The organism is Chryseobacterium sp. CCNWLW53, assembly GCF_037083525.1.
Lineage (GTDB): Bacteria > Bacteroidota > Bacteroidia > Flavobacteriales > Weeksellaceae > Chryseobacterium > Chryseobacterium lathyri.
In genome coordinates this window covers 262264-277409 of sequence record NZ_JBAOJR010000002.1, presented here as the reverse complement: position 1 = coordinate 277409, position 15146 = coordinate 262264, and the positions used below count along the sequence as shown (strand labels likewise).

Below are 15146 nucleotides of genomic sequence, written 5' to 3'. Positions count from 1 at the left end.
CTATTACGGATGATGAAAGTAAATTTTCATTGGTTACCAACAAATGAGATTCCGGTTTCAACAATTGAATCAAATCCAAAATTTTAACACATGGAAAATCAGAATACTTCAGCGCATGATCGTAAGCTTTCTGAAAAAAGAGCAGAAAAACAAAAAAAAGCCAACGAAGATTCTCCTTCAGAAAAAAGAGAAATGGTTATCCATGGAGCCAAGTTGAAATGTCCCTATGCTCAGGCGCCCGGAGAACTGAAGGTTACCTCTAATGAAATAAACCTTCAGGATAAGCTATTTGCAACAGAAGGCGATGGAAACAATATGGTAAACCTTCAGTTTAAAGGAACTTGCGGGCACCCGAAATGGCCTGCAAGAAACATGTCTCCCCCACCCTGTATGAGCGTTATAAAGTTAAGTCCGTGGCAAAACCTGGGAACTTCCATTATACAGGAACAAACTGTTTTGGTAAAAGAATCCTATATCAATTGTGACCCTGAGTTTAATGCAGCCACTGCAACACCGATTCCGCAGGCAGCAAGTATAAAAAGTGAGATTCAAAACAATGAAATTCCTAAAATTATTGATGCTTACTTTGTGAAGTGGATTTCAGAGAAAGGCACTCCTGTTGAAAAAGAAGAGGAAGTCTACAACAAGAAACTGGGCAAGAAAGTTTCTGTAAAAAAGAAAATAGAGACCACGAAAATATCTACAGAAAGAATATCAGAGCGGGGATTAAGTTATCAGGTTGCTTTAATTGTTGAAACTGAAGGACTTTCTGGAAAAAAAGTGAAGGTTAAGATTAAAAGCGGTAAAAATAAAGTTTTAACAGATGTTGATGCTGAGCTGAGTTTAATTGATCTAAAAGAGGTAGAAAAAGTTACAGATGCTGCAAAATATGCAGGCATAAAAGCAAAAAGTGAATTTGAAATAGAAGTTGATAATTTTGCAAATGATCCCACAATAGAAAATTCAAGCCAATTCAAAAACAAAGCGGTACTCAAACTAATGCTCAATCAACGTGCTGATGATTTATCATTTAATTTGGCAAAACTAATAACAGCAAGTCCTGACAAAGAAGCATCGGTATATATAGAAGTGACTTCTGATGAACCAAAAATTGAATATCTTGGCAAAGAAGGAAGCAGCAGCTTAAAAAATACCTTTTTAAATGAATTAGGGAAATATTTCAAAATAAAATATCTGGAACAGCCATGGGTTGTTAAAGCCCGAGAAGAACAGGAACTGGGCGTTTCAGAGTCCACCCATTGCTCAAAGATCATAGATGAATACCATGCTATAAACCGACAAAATAAACCAAAAGCTTGTGCTAATACCGATAACAGTTCTTGGTGTGCCTCATTTGTGGGCTGGTGTTTGAAAAACAGCGGGTATTCTGCCCAATTAGACCCGGGTGCCTATTCATATGGAGAAGAAAAGACTAGATATAGAGCTGGTTTTAAGAAAAATCCAACAGATAAAAAAGGTCTGGAAAAAGAGGAATTTGATGATCCGGTATGGGGAAAGCTTATAGCCGGGAATCACCCTTTGGTGGGTTCAATATGTGTTTTATTAAATAAACACCACGTAAGTATAGCTGTTGGAAAGAGCAGTGATGGGAAAACAATATATTATCTGGGAGGAAATCAGGGAAACAAAGTCTGTGTGGGAACTTTCGGACAAAGAACCTCTTCCATATATCCCGTAGAATATACCAAAAAATCTGAAGACGATGAGTTACCTATTTATTATACAAAAAATGAAAAGCTTAGTTACTAGTTTGATATTATTGTTTTTTATCCCTGTTTGTGGACAAAAGCCTGTGAATGATACTTTGAAAAGGTATTATCAGGATTCATTGATCATACAAAAAAACTTTAAAGACGGAACAATATCAAACAAACTTACCGTAAAAGTAATTAATCCTTGTAACTCTGAAAAAAACAGATTCGACGGAGCTGTAACCATTATCAGCGCTGCTGTCAAAAATAAAAATTACAGCGATAGCGTAGTTTATAATTATCCATATGCACAATCCGGTTTAATCAATTTAAAAACAGATCATATATCTGATCATAACATCAATAAGCATCAGGCAGTCTTCATACCCTTCACATATTGTGGGAATTGGGATAACGATACAAAAGTTTCCTACATTATATTTTATAACCATAAAAAATATCTGTATCATATAAAATATTATTGTGGAGAAGATGGCAAATGTAAACTGAATGATAATCTGAACATTACATTAAAAGATTTACCCTCAACATTAAGATTAAAAGTGACTAGAGACTTAAAAACAAAATATAAGAACTCAAATGATTTTCAATAATAAGCTCAAAATAAAATGATATGAGTGAAGTACAAGAAAAAGATGATTATTCTGTAAACCCCAATCAGAAGGTTTATGATCTCCCCCACCAGGTGGATCATGAAGTGAATGTGGTAAAAATATATTTTGCAAAACAAGTTCCTAAAATGACCTGGGAAACTAAAGAAGAAACTTATACCGTTAAAAGTGGAGGTCTGGTATCTGATGTCAAAAAGAAGTACGAAAAAAAAGGAAGAAGGAACCTCAAGGCAGATCAGGAGGATTCTGTAAAATTAAAGGCAAAAGAATCGGTGAAAATTACCTGGGAAGAGGAAGTACAAGCGAAAAAAGCTGATGGCAGTCCTGATTTTGATTTTGAGAGAATAAACAGCACCACCATTAAAAAGAAAGTATGGGTAGTCGCCAATTGTGAAGGAGCAAGCGGCAAACTCTCTGTTGAGATCCATGAAAATAAATTGAAAAATACTGAAAACGTATATGAAAATCCTGTCAAGTTTTTAGATGGCGAGGAGGAGAAAAGTAAAATAGAATTCACTATCAACGGAACACTGGTGTATGCCAAAGAAATAACGATGCGTCCCAAAAGTGACGAAGATTTAAAAAAATTAATAGATAAACTGAATAAAAGAGAGGACTTAAATGCCTTTTTATATTTCAAAGCTGAAGTAACAGGAACAGAAGATGAAGTGAAATTCCCGGATGAGACGCATGAGTTTTTAAATAAAGACAATGAAAGGTTTGAGATCAGATACTGTAATTGTGGAAACAACTATGATATTACCTGTACCCGATATAGTAAAAAATATGGACCAGCCTACTGGGGATCTAAAAAACTTGAAAATTATTCCGATTGGGATACATTGATTGAAGAAAAGAAAATTACAGCCGAAGAAAAGGCTATTTTGGTGGGAATGTCTGAAAATGAAGGCAAATTAGATTCTGTTCAATCCTATGACTGGGACCTTTCAGGTGAACAGATGATATTAACTGCGGGGGCCATGCAGAAAACAGTGGATCATACCGGAAAAGGTGAATTTACTACACAGGTTGAAGAATTTAAAGCTCAGCATCCTGAAAAATATGACGAGTTATTTGTATCATGCGGATGGACGGTAGACTCCGGGATTCTATACTATAAAGATCCGGCAGATCCTAAAGCGGAGAAAATTACAGGAAATACATTATCAAATAAAATCAGAGAAAACTGTAAAGAATCCTTATTTGGAAAAACAGTAGAATGTAAGCCTCTGCAACCGATTGTAAATGCTGTTATTGATAAAGTATTTCAGGAAAAACAAGTGCTGGATTTTATTAAGAGGTTAAAAGAAGTTGTACTTCCTCTAACTCCTACAGGCTATTCATATAAGCTGTCAGATTATTTAAAATCAAAATTAGGTAAAGCAACTGCATTGGATCATCACATTAACAGACCAGGATATGTACAAGATGATTTCGGCTCTGCACTAGACCGGTTTTTTGCAAAAAAAGATGCTAACACAGCCAAAGAAAATAAAACCAGAAAAGAAGGGGAAAAATTAGAAAAAATATCAAGAAATCCTGGCGAATGGGGAGATATGCACAGTAAATACGAGCAGGAAATTCTTGATGATTACGGGAATAAAAGAAGAGGTACAGATATGGATAAACGCTATGAAAAAATGGAAAAAAACTCAAATTTATCATCATGAAAAAATTGACATTTATGCTAATGATTTTAATCATTTTTGTTACCTGCGGAAACGTTGTTTCCCAAAAACATCATGATGTACAGAATAAAATGGTAAAGAAGGACACTATCATAACTTTAAATGATACTCTATCGTTGTATTATGCTTCCTACAACAGCCCTATGAAACTATGGTATAATCTCCATATTATTAATAAAAAGAAAAAGATAAAAGTAGGTAAAGGAAGTGAATTTAAAGGTACCGGAAGTGAGCTCTTTTCTTCACTGTCCCCTAATGCAAAGTACGTAGTAGTAGACGGCATCATTAAAGAATATGTACATGAAAGTGATAAAGACAGTACCCTGCATGAAAACTACACGTGTGCCATTATTGACATAAAAAAAGCAAAAATAATTAAACAAATGCAACAGGATTGTGATGGGTCTTGGAACAAAAAAAACCAGTGGGTTTCCTCCGGAGGGAAAGTAGTTTTTAAGTAAAAATAATGAGTGAAAAATTATGGAACCAGAGTTTCCCATAGATATTAAATTGAACCTTTCGGAAGGAAAGAAATTTTACCACTATTCCTGTAATGAATATACCACCATCAACAGAAAAACTCATAGAAGTGAGCTCAATAAAAATTTTCATGTTACGCTGAAGCGTTTAGAAAAAGAAAGATTTGAATACCATATCGAAATTTTTGACAGAGTTCATCGGGATAAAACACTATCCCTGTCCGAAAAAGATTTTCTAGCCAGAATTGCAGATATCAATGACGATGTAGTGCTTATAACGGACGAATATGGTCATTTAAAAAATGTACAGGAATTATCAATTCTTCAGGATAAAGTGGAAAAAACAGTAGAAAAGCTCTCCCGCTCCTATGTTGGCAAACAGGCAGAAGATTCTTACACCTTTTTAAAAACATTTTACCAAAACGAAAACTTAGTGGGTAAAGATTTTTTAAAAAGTAATCAATTGGGAATGATCCTCCATAAGTTTTATGGAAGGTATGAGCAGGAAGATCGGGTAAAGTATAGCGTGCGTTACCTTAATTTTTTGACCAATACCGTAATAGATATAGAAGAACGTGTACAAACGGAGGCCATGCGTTGTGATGATGAATTATTACTATTACAGTATACCGGGAACATTCCTTCAGATAAAAATTGGGAAATGTTTTATGGAGAAATGAAAAGAAAAGAAATTGCTTATAACAGGGAAACAGATTTTCCAAAACTTGACAAATATAAAGGGCAGATTTTATTGGATTTTAAAACCAAAGAAGTATTAGAGCATAAACTTACCATAGAATTTTCCCTGGGTGAAAACTACCAAAAGAAAATCATCTATCATATAAAAGAAATAAGCTATGAAGAACTATAAAAATACAGGATGGATTAAAGAAATGCAGGACCAGCCGGATGAAAAGTCTGGCAATGGATTGAACTATACTGGTTTTGTGTTTTTATTATTTGGAAATCAGAATCTTACCTCATTTAAGGGAAATAAAATCTCGGATAATCCTCGTCAGGAAATGTAAAAACTCCCGTATTAAAAAAAGAAAAATCTTAAAATGGCGACACGTATTACAATAACAGATTCCGGGCAAACCCAAACTTTAAATGGCCCATTGGCTCCGGATACCCCCGATAACTCTTTACAGCGTATTACTGAAGTTTATTTTGCCAAGAAAACGACAACAGACAACGGAACAAGAGTCAATTTTACAAAAATTGATTCTGCTCATGTACAGCAGGATCATCAGAATCAAAATATCCCATACGACTCCATATTAGGCAAAACAGTATATCTGATCATAGAGACCAGCAATATGACAGACCTGAGTATAGATGTGGTGATAAGGCCTTCAGCAAGTACGATGACAGAAAATACAGATCCATTACAGTTAATGCGTTTTGTATCTCCTGACCGGTATGAGGCACAGAGACTGTTTACCGTACAGGTAGGAAATTTTGATGCTCTTAACAATAGAGATGGCAGCCATGATCATTATACTAATTTACGGGCTGACCATATCAATAAAGCCATTATTAAGCTGCAGCTAAGGCCTGACGGAAGAGCTACTTTTGATGACTGGACCAGAAGACTGGCAGATGGCAGTATTAATTTGGAAGTGGCAGTAGAAAGAACAGACAATAATCCCTGTGCTTATGGAGATGGACAGGAAGAGGTAAACGGCGCCGGTATTTTCTTGAATGATGACAGAGGAAGATTCAGGGTGGTCAATAAAAATATCTATACCATTCATCATGGCAGCAATACGTACAATGCTTTACAGGTGATCAGTACAAATCCGGAAAGAAGAAGAAGGATTCAGAAGGTTCTGAATAACCATTCCACTGATGTTATCTTTTTTTATTACGACCAAAACGATAATGAACACAGGATTTGTAACAGAACTAAAGAAACTGTAACCAGAAAAAGAAGAGTCAACACCATCCCACCGCTGGCCCAAAGAGGGAATCTTTTGGACACCATAGATTTCACAGCGAACAGAGCCGCCGGAGAGCAGATAGATGCCCATCAGTTATTGATATATGCTAACGGAACTCTTGGTGATGGAGCCACCGACAAATGGTACATCAATCAACCGGGAAATGTCGAGTTGGTCAATATGGATATTTTAGCGAATGACGGTGTAGGGCCACAGATTTTTGAGGCATTCAATTATAATCAAGACGGGGTCATCATCCGGTATGGATTTCAGCATACCAGAAGAAGAAGCATTCAGCCGGATTTATTTGCAGGTTTCTTAGGAGCATTGGCACAATTCAGACAGGAAGGACATAATCATTATATCGTATCTCAGGGTTTTTCTTATTCAGACGCGTCATGCTACCCCAGCGCAGAACATGTGAACGGAGAAGCGGGAGATCTGAATTTATTAACGGCTCAGCAAAATGGAGTCAATACCATCCTTACGGCAGCGAATTTTGATTATGACAACCAGGTTATTCTCCGGAATATTCTTTTTGATTTTGGATTTGGATCCGGCCGGTCAGAGAATTTTTCCAACACCTCAAATGCCAGTACTGCAGACAATGCCAGCACACGGTTACCCCATACCACGCATACCGCTACCCCAAGACATAATAATCATTTGCATGTTCACGGTTTCACCCCAATATTAGATATATATGCCTAAAATTAATATCGCCTGTTTTACCATTCTGTTTTTCCTTTTTTCCTGTTACAGTAAGGCTCAAACAGAAAATAAGGCAATAAGTACAGAATCTCATTCCACAGATAAAGAATCAGTTTCCTTTAATACCAATAAAGCGGATTGTATTAATCTGCCATTTGGATATCCAGATATTTCAAAACGGATCACTGTTGACGCCATTCTGTCTGCTATACAGGATGAAAATAAATTAAAGGAAATCAATGCATTGCAATTTGAAAAACAAATAAAAAAAGATCTTGTATTGCTTCCTGAAGAATACAATGTTCTTCTGCCATTCAGCGCTATTGTCAATGAAAAATATGACCAAATTAAAATAGCCTCAGATTTTTTGTGTTATGGAGACTATTCACTGTACTTTATGGCGGTTTATAATACTGTTCGTTACGCCGAACCGTTTATTGAAAAAATGTATTTAGTTTCAACGAAGGACGGCAAGCTGATCAATATGAAAAGAATCTATCTTAATCATCAGGGAGAAATGGGATTTGCCAACTATACCCTGTTTAATATCGATAAAAATTACACCATTTCTCTACAGGATTATGAATTAACTGAAAGCCCTTTTCAATTAAAACCTTTACAGAAATACCAGATTCTGCCCTCCGGAAAATTTGCCAGATACTATGACAATGATGGCCCTTATAAAGATGATGAAGAACAGGGCCTGATAAAAAATCACCATAAAGAAGGAAAATGGATAGAATGTAAACCCAATGGATCTATGGATTTACAAAAACATCCTGAATTTACGGATCCTTATACTTATCTGGAAGCGGAGTATAAAAATGGGTTACCAACCGGGACATGGAAGTTTTATAAGTTATTGCAAAAATATAATGAAGATACCGGAGAACCTCTTATAAATACAAGGAAAAAGGGACAATTGATCTATACTGAAATGTATAGAGACGGAGTTTTAGAAAAACGGGAATTTCATTAAGGCAATGGAAGGCTTCAAAAGGAAAAGTCTTCCATTACACTCATCTCTTAATTTTTAATATTTTCCAACCATTGCTGAGCAAGGGTTTCTACATAATCAACAAATGTCGTTACACGATTAATTGTGTAAAAGGTATATTCTGGTTGGCCTTTTAAAACTTCAACATTTTCAAAACTATGATCAGAAGCAAAAAGTAAAACCTTTTTTGTGTTTCGGTCATAAAAAGTTTCATTTCCATTCGCTTCCTGAGCAAAACAAAACAGATCTTTTGTGTCAATTTGCTTTACATTTTCATCTTTACAAACCTGATCATATAAGTCAATCCAGTCACCTAAACCTTTTGTGAGTTCGGATTTAATGAAAATAAAATTCTGATTATCGGTCAGCATTTCATTTTCTGTATCAAAGCTGTGATAAGTTTCCTTTATCCCGCCCATTTCGTCTAAGAGTAACTGATGTTCAGATAAAACATCAATTTCACTATGAATTTGTTCAATCTTGCACAACCAACCACATTTAAAGCCATTTCTGTCCGTCCAGGTATATAGATAATAGTTTGATTTTTTGTTTTTAGATGTTGTTATATCAACACTCAAAATTGAAGTCGATTCTAGCAATAGTTGATATAAAGTTGGAAATGTATTGATAAATTCCGGACTGAAAGTTTTACTGATGATATGTTTAATTTCAACGCTATCATTTTGTCCTACAAACCAACTTACCTCTTGCTTGAAATTTTCAAAATCCTTTTGGTCCATTGTTTTTTGATTTAATTAAATGTTTTTTTCACATAACGCAAAATGAGAACTTGATAATGGCTGAACAGATTTCACATAGCTTTCACCTGCATTTTGTCAAATAAATCTTTGTTTTTTTTAACCATCGAATATACACTTTTAAAAATTTCTTTAAGACAGTCAATGAGTGGTTTGAGTTGAGAAAAAATACTTTTGTTTTTTATTCGCTGATGAAACAGCCTGATAAAACACGCGCTTCATCAAATCAATCAAGGATTGATTCCTTCTTTGCCTCCTACTCTATACATGATTATAGTAAACCTTTGCGTTAATGAAATTTCTATTCGTTAGTTTACTTCTTCCCTCTTCTTTCAAGAATGAGGTGTGCCGCATCCAGCATTTTAGTCAGATGAATGTACGGACTGATGATATTTCTTTCCGGCAGATTATCATAGACACCCAGTGAGAAGTAAACCATCCCGGACATAAAATAGTCAAATTCCTGTACGCTGTATTCTCTGAATGCTTTTTTAAAGACCAACAGAGGGTTTCGGTATTCTTTCTCCGAAAGCAAGCCCAGAACCAACGGAGAAACATCTTCCAACTGAGTATTGGCGGCCCAGTTCTTTTCCTTCAGCGTGATGAGATAACCTGCACGGATAAACGACTGGATCGACTGGCGAAAGTGAAAGATAACAGACGGATCTTCTTTGATCCAGCTATTCCTTTTTACCGCATAATTGATAATGCTGTTGAGTCTCTCTTTAGAGGCTGCCAGGTCATTGAGCTGAAAAAAGGTCTCCATAAGCTTTACTCCGGAGTGCTTTCTGCGAACTGCCCAAAACCGGGTGTCAAAGTCTGTTCTATTCTTTTTCATGGGTTTGTATTTTTATTATGCATTAATATTTTTTATAAATGTAATAAAAATTCGCTATAATTCGGATTTGAGTCCGAGTTTTTTATAAGAATAAGTAATTTATTTGTTTCTATGACAGAAGCAAATAGAAAAATTGTTGAATTTATAAGGGATGAATGGGTTGTTCCTCTGAACAATAACAGCAAATTTGCAGTGGATCATAACATCGATGAAAAAACAGTCCGAAGAATAAGAGATGATGAAACCTACCAAATCGCTCTTCTTACCATCATGCGAATTTGTCATGGTAAGAATATCACTCTTGCTAATTTCTTCAAAATGGTTGGAATATAAATGACGTAATCAATATAATTAATCCTGACGAGAGTTGGGATTTTTTTATGACGAAATTCTCGAAACTTCAAAGAATATATTTACTTGAATTCTTTAAGAATTTCCGTGAAAACACGGATTGAAAATTTTAAAATGATTTTTATTTTATTTTTTATGGGAAGCCGTAAGAGAATATAAATTATCATATGTAAATTTGATTTTGTTAACAATAAAACATTAATATTATGGGACTTAAACCAGGGCCAAAAAGAACAGCAACATCAACTGGCAAACCGGATCAACGCCAACGTGATAATAAGGAAACACCAGGAAATACACCTTCTTTGAAACCACCTAAGAAACAGCAAGGTAAATAAACGTTATCTTGTAGTAGCCAAAGACCAAATCCTAGCTTCTGTTTGGTTTTTTTGCTTATTTATCCCTAAAATTTGAAAAATTTGAGACTTGTATATTTGTACAAAATGCAGTAATTTAATACTATAATAATTTTACTAGATGAAGAAATGTATTTGGTGTTCAAAAACGGAAAATCTCACAACCTTTAATAAGCTTGCCCATACAATTCCTCAATCCTTAGGTGGAAAATTTACCTGTAAAAATGTATGCGACGAGTGTAATGAATATTTTGGAAAGAAAGAATTTGGATTACCTGCAGTCGAAATTGCATTAAAAGAAGTTTTGAATACTTCGAAGTATTTGCTTTTATCTCAACACAAAGAGCTAAGATTAAATAGATTTAAATCGGAATATTTTGCCTTCAACTATAAAAATGATAGAACTTTTAAGTTTAAGATGGGATACAAGCTGAAGCCAAACTTTCAGAGGGAATTTGCTAAGAGATTTAGAAGAGGTATTTACAAGGTATTTTTAGAAGAAAGAGAAAGGCAATTGGGGGATGCTCATGACGAAAGATTTAATTATATAAGAGAATTTTCCAGATATAACCTAAACGAATATCCAATTTATTTTCAAAAACCAAAGTTTAAAGCAGTTTTCTACAATACAGAAGATTTATTGGTACCTCAAATACGGTTTACTGAACATAGCGATGAAATGGATAAAAATTTTAGATTCTACAGCTATCCTTTGATGGGACATTCTTTCGTAATTCCAACTTCAAACCAATTTATGGATGAACGACTAGCTTCCTATAGACAACATCTTATTCAAAGCAATGATCCGTTTGGTCTTGAACTTATTGAAATAGACAAAGTTGAAAATATAGATTTTAGGTTCCAATATATGAATGAAAAACAATAATAACTTATATACTACTTTAATTTCTAAAGTATTAAACATAATAATAATATAGTCTAAAAGCCAAAGCCACACGAAAGAATTTGTGCGGTAGCTAGGAGAGTAATTTCGTTCATAGTATTGAATTCTTCAGATGACAGTTCAAGTACTTCTAATATCAAAAATTGAATTTACTTAATCATAAATTTAATTACCTAATGTCATAACTATCTACATCTTTCGTATAATTTTTAGGATTAGAGTTTTCAAATTCTTCTTTAGTTGCATACATATATCTGCGATTTCTATGACTAAAGTACTCAATTAAGTTTAAAATACAATCTCTTAATATATGATCTAGTTTTAGATAGTTTTGAAACATTTCATCATGATTTTTTCCAACTATACCTTCATGTACTGCAAGATTTCTTTCTCTTTTTATAAGACTTTTTACATTTTTATTAATAGGAATTTTAGCATATTCTAAGAAATTAGTCAGTGATTTATTGGTACTTGTATGATTGATATTTAAATTCGATATCACAGCATTCATTCTGTTCCATGATGCTTCATCAATACTTTTTACAGGTAAAATAGCCTTTATTAAATTGGGTTTTATCTCTTTTGAGAAAATATCTTCATCTATCATGCCTGTAGATTCAACAGCCATATAATTTGAATATTTTTTTGCAATTCTTTCGAAGGCTGTAATCAATATGAAATATCTCTCTTCAATTCCAGTAGTTTGTGATGAAACATTTAATGAAAAAATTAAAGATTCTAAATCTAAGATTTTATTAATTCTTTGAAATTTCACAAAAGATCGGAAAAATATTTCTCTGAAAATCTCATCAGAAAAAGAATTATGGGTATTTATAGGAATGTAGTCATTATAGTGATCGTCATTCTTGTTTTCGAAGGAATAATTTATTTCTACTTCTGATGTATATCGATTATTATTTTGTCCGTGGTATCTTCCAATATATTCTTTTCGTACCTTGACTTTAGCCCCATTAATAAATGATAGTGTGCTAATTAATTCATGTTTTATTTTTAAGTAATCCTCATAATACAGTATACAATGACTTCTTCGTTCTTTATGATTTCTGAAGTCTATTAATACATTTTCAGAATTCTTATGTTGAATTAATTTGAATTTAAAATAGTTCCCATTTCCTTCTAATCCATCAATCACCCACGATGTCTCAGTGTGATCGAATGTAAAATCAAAAAAACTATCATCATTTTCAATACCATTTATGAACTTTTTAGTTTTAGTGGAATTAGCAAATTTTGTCTTAAAATTCTCAAGTTCCACATACCAAATATTTTGTTTCTTCTCTACTTCTTTTTCCTCACCTTCATAAAGCGCATGCTCTGGAGTATGTAATTTAATATAGTCATCGCAAATAAATGTTACTTTATTATTACTCCCTTCATGTTTTGTCAAAAATAAATCTTGACATTCAATTTTATATTTTTTTTCAGTTAAACCAACTATTTTATAATAATGATTGAATTCGTTTTTTTCATAAATTGAATTGTCCGTAAGTAACGTTTCAATCTTATAAACCCCATTTTCTATAAAAACCAAAGCAAATGAAAGATCGATTATTTCATTTTGACATTCTAAATACCCAGAAGTAATAGTATAAACTAAATCCATTTTCTATGATAAGTAATTAAATTTTATTGAAGGTATAAAAAATTATGATTATAATATTCCCTGCTACCGCACGAATCCTTTCGTGTGGTTTTAACATTACATCAAGCATTCAAAAAACATCCAAAGACTAACAAAACCCCACCACAAATCCTGTAGGCCCTTCCGAAGGGTCTGCAGGTACTTCCCCAACCCCTTGGAGGGTCTTCCGAACGGCCTATACCCCCTTGAGGAACGGGCGACACCCCCTTACCCATGGGGGTAGAACCGGTTATGCAAGAGGGTAAAGAGACTTCCGAACAGCCTTCAGACCGTTATCCAAGGGAGTGCAGCACCTTGCCATACTCCCTTGAGGAGGTTATGTCCCCCGGAAACTGAGAAATGTCTACTATTTGCTTTTGTCAATTATTTTCACTATCATGTAACATGAAAAAAATTGAAAATCAAGGGAGTATAACCCATGCAGGCAGAATGAACGAACGAACAAGAGCGACGGAAGTTCTTGAAAAAGCCAAGCAAACACAGGGGAAAAATTACCTTTCTGAGACAAGGGGTCGGGAGAAACTTTAAGCCAAAAACTGAGGAGTCTTAAATCGGAATTGATTTAATTGATATCTTCAAAGAATGGTAAATTATCTCGTGGACAGAGAAGAACCCGAAAATAATATACTGGAAGTCTTAAAAGAAAAATACATCCGAACCGAAGGACATAACGGCAATAAGCTGGATGATGTTGACAGGATTCTAAATATCTCAATCGACAATCGTAACGCATTTCTTCAGTGTATGGTAGATGATAAGAAAATAGTGATTGGAGGTAGCGCAAACGAGCATATGATTATGCTGCCAAAATAAAGCAAAGCCCCTGAATTATCAGGGGTTATTTTTTGTGTTATAAGGATCTGGAAAAACAAGTAGTTCTTCAATTATTTCCTTCGCAGCAAGGACACGCTTTTGAAGTTTCACGTCGCTTTCCAAAGCCTAAACTGCCGGAGAAAATGTTTGCTTACTAGCTTTGTTGGAAAATCGCAGAAGGCAAGTTTTTCTCCAAATTCTTCAAACTGTGGAGCATTTTTAAAGGATTTTTTTTGTTTTAGTGACTCAAATTCAGGAGATTTTTTACAATGGTCCATAAGAAAAATTGTCTCTCGATATTTTTTTACAGGATCTATTAAAATAAACTCCCAAATATTCCGTTTAATTCTTAAATTTGGTTCATGCAGTCAAATTAATAAAAAAACACCCTTTAGTTAGAGTGTTAGTTTTTTAAGAGCCAATTGGTACGCAAGAACATACGCAGTCGTAAATACCTTGGTCTGGATCACATACGTATATTGATTCACACTTGAGATAGTGTTTAGCTGGACACACAATTGGATTATCAGCTCCCTTAATTGCTTTTAAATTTTCTCTTGAAAGTTTTTTGAATTTTTTCATGCTTAAATTTTAATTTGTTCAAGGCTAAATATACATAAATTCTTTATTGTGTGAATAATAAATTTTGTACTCTCTGCTTCACAAACTTTTTATTTTCTACTGAAAGTAAGACTTACTTTTTCTATTCTCCAAAATCTGCTCAACAATAGTATCAAAACAAAAATTACCATCTTTCAAAAGAAAACACCAAATATTCCGTTTAATTCTTAAATTTGGCTCATGCGAAAGAATCTTTATTTCATCATTATACTATTTTCTCTGACCAGCTGCTATACGTACCAGGTAAAAAAGCAAGTGGATCCAGCGGCCGACAATAAGCAAAATACAGCTGCGCAAATGAAAAGCACAACAGCTGCATCCCAAAGCCCGAACGCACAACAAATGCCTGCTCCTGTCAATATTCAGGAGAAACTTGCATCCGGTAAAAATGTTAGAATTGAAGCAGATGGCAAAAGTTATAAAGTAATCGTTGATAAGTGGGAAAGCGACAGTCTGGTGGCTCACCCGGTTCATAATCCTAATAAAATTCTGAAATTTCATAAGAACCAGATCAATGCCGAGAAAATTGCAGAAAAACGATTTTCACAACCCATCGCAGATATTCTTACGGTTACCGCTTATGCTGCAATTGGTGTTGGAATCTATCTTCTTGTCCGCTAGTTTTTTAGCCTTTTCCGGTAACGATAGAAAATATTATAAGATAATAACGAAACATACTG

At 34.2% G+C, this 15146-nt stretch carries 17 protein-coding genes; 13 read left to right on the top strand and 4 right to left on the bottom strand.

What is annotated here, in order from left to right; genetic code table 11:
• Positions 1 to 90: 90 nt before the first annotated feature.
• Genes V6R96_RS06265 through V6R96_RS06230 form a run of 8 tightly spaced genes read left to right on the top strand, consistent with a single transcriptional unit; the run spans position 91 to position 8144 of the window.
• Positions 91 to 1770, top strand: a complete 1680-nt coding sequence (locus V6R96_RS06265; protein WP_336378350.1) for a PAAR-like protein — start codon at positions 91 to 93, stop codon at positions 1768 to 1770.
• Positions 1751 to 2326 carry a hypothetical protein gene (locus V6R96_RS06260; protein ID WP_336378349.1) on the top strand — a complete coding sequence of 192 codons (576 nt, stop codon included), beginning with the start codon at positions 1751 to 1753 and terminating at the stop codon, positions 2324 to 2326. Before V6R96_RS06265 ends, V6R96_RS06260 begins: the two co-directional genes overlap by 20 nt.
• A gap of 20 nt (positions 2327 to 2346) precedes the next feature.
• Positions 2347 to 4014 carry a hypothetical protein gene (locus tag V6R96_RS06255; RefSeq protein WP_336378348.1) on the top strand — a complete coding sequence of 556 codons (1668 nt, stop codon included), beginning with the start codon at positions 2347 to 2349 and terminating at the stop codon, positions 4012 to 4014.
• Positions 4011 to 4493 carry a hypothetical protein gene (locus V6R96_RS06250; RefSeq protein ID WP_336378347.1) on the top strand — a complete coding sequence of 161 codons (483 nt, stop codon included), beginning with the start codon at positions 4011 to 4013 and terminating at the stop codon, positions 4491 to 4493. The genes V6R96_RS06255 and V6R96_RS06250 overlap by 4 nt, the downstream gene beginning before the upstream one ends.
• A gap of 19 nt (positions 4494 to 4512) precedes the next feature.
• Complete coding sequence (locus tag V6R96_RS06245; RefSeq protein ID WP_336378346.1) at positions 4513 to 5382, top strand: hypothetical protein; 870 nt, start codon at positions 4513 to 4515, stop codon at positions 5380 to 5382.
• A complete protein-coding gene (locus V6R96_RS06240) occupies positions 5369 to 5539 on the top strand; it encodes a hypothetical protein (protein ID WP_336378345.1) in 171 nt (56 codons plus the stop codon). The genes V6R96_RS06245 and V6R96_RS06240 overlap by 14 nt, the downstream gene beginning before the upstream one ends.
• Positions 5540 to 5572: 33 nt before the next feature.
• Entirely contained in the window at positions 5573 to 7165 is a 1593-nt protein-coding gene (locus V6R96_RS06235) for a hypothetical protein (protein ID WP_336378344.1), read from the top strand.
• Positions 7158 to 8144: a hypothetical protein gene (locus V6R96_RS06230; RefSeq protein WP_336378343.1), complete on the top strand. Its 987-nt coding sequence runs from the start codon at positions 7158 to 7160 to the stop codon at positions 8142 to 8144. The genes V6R96_RS06235 and V6R96_RS06230 overlap by 8 nt, the downstream gene beginning before the upstream one ends.
• A 47-nt stretch (positions 8145 to 8191) precedes the next feature.
• On the opposite strand, the gene V6R96_RS06225 is transcribed toward V6R96_RS06230, so the two are convergent.
• Together V6R96_RS06225 and V6R96_RS06220 are read right to left on the bottom strand one after the other, a co-directional pair.
• Positions 8192 to 8902: a hypothetical protein gene (locus V6R96_RS06225; RefSeq protein WP_223559077.1), complete on the bottom strand. Its 711-nt coding sequence runs from the start codon at positions 8900 to 8902 to the stop codon at positions 8192 to 8194.
• 331 nt (positions 8903 to 9233) lie between these two features.
• Positions 9234 to 9758 carry a hypothetical protein gene (locus tag V6R96_RS06220; protein ID WP_336378342.1) on the bottom strand — a complete coding sequence of 175 codons (525 nt, stop codon included), beginning with the start codon at positions 9756 to 9758 and terminating at the stop codon, positions 9234 to 9236.
• 111 nt (positions 9759 to 9869) lie between these two features.
• On the opposite strand from V6R96_RS06220, the gene V6R96_RS06215 reads away from it, so the two are divergent.
• From V6R96_RS06215 to V6R96_RS06205, 3 genes are all read left to right on the top strand, one after another.
• Positions 9870 to 10091, top strand: a complete 222-nt coding sequence (locus tag V6R96_RS06215) for a hypothetical protein (protein WP_099767852.1) — start codon at positions 9870 to 9872, stop codon at positions 10089 to 10091.
• A gap of 224 nt (positions 10092 to 10315) precedes the next feature.
• The gene (locus V6R96_RS06210; RefSeq protein ID WP_261512659.1) at positions 10316 to 10447 is read left to right on the top strand and encodes a hypothetical protein; all 132 of its coding nucleotides are present in this window, start codon (positions 10316 to 10318) and stop codon (positions 10445 to 10447) included.
• Positions 10448 to 10586: 139 nt separating this feature from the next.
• On the top strand, positions 10587 to 11351 hold the full coding sequence (locus V6R96_RS06205) for an HNH endonuclease (protein ID WP_223559074.1): 765 nt from the start codon (positions 10587 to 10589) through the stop codon (positions 11349 to 11351).
• 187 nt (positions 11352 to 11538) lie between these two features.
• On the opposite strand, the gene V6R96_RS06200 is transcribed toward V6R96_RS06205, so the two are convergent.
• Positions 11539 to 12993 carry a hypothetical protein gene (locus V6R96_RS06200; protein WP_336378341.1) on the bottom strand — a complete coding sequence of 485 codons (1455 nt, stop codon included), beginning with the start codon at positions 12991 to 12993 and terminating at the stop codon, positions 11539 to 11541.
• Between the two features lie 621 nt (positions 12994 to 13614).
• On the opposite strand from V6R96_RS06200, the gene V6R96_RS06195 reads away from it, so the two are divergent.
• On the top strand, positions 13615 to 13845 hold the full coding sequence (locus V6R96_RS06195; protein WP_336378340.1) for a hypothetical protein: 231 nt from the start codon (positions 13615 to 13617) through the stop codon (positions 13843 to 13845).
• Positions 13846 to 14256: 411 nt separating this feature from the next.
• Here V6R96_RS06195 and V6R96_RS20735 read toward each other — a convergent pair whose 3' ends face one another.
• Positions 14257 to 14427 (bottom strand): bacteriocin-like protein, encoded by a 171-nt coding sequence (locus V6R96_RS20735; RefSeq protein WP_155859086.1) that lies wholly within the window; start codon positions 14425 to 14427, stop codon positions 14257 to 14259.
• Positions 14428 to 14646: 219 nt separating this feature from the next.
• Between V6R96_RS20735 and V6R96_RS06190 the strand changes: the two genes are divergently transcribed.
• Positions 14647 to 15087, top strand: coding sequence for a hypothetical protein (locus tag V6R96_RS06190; protein WP_336378339.1), 441 nt, complete (start codon positions 14647 to 14649; stop codon positions 15085 to 15087).
• Positions 15088 to 15146 lie beyond the last annotated feature (59 nt).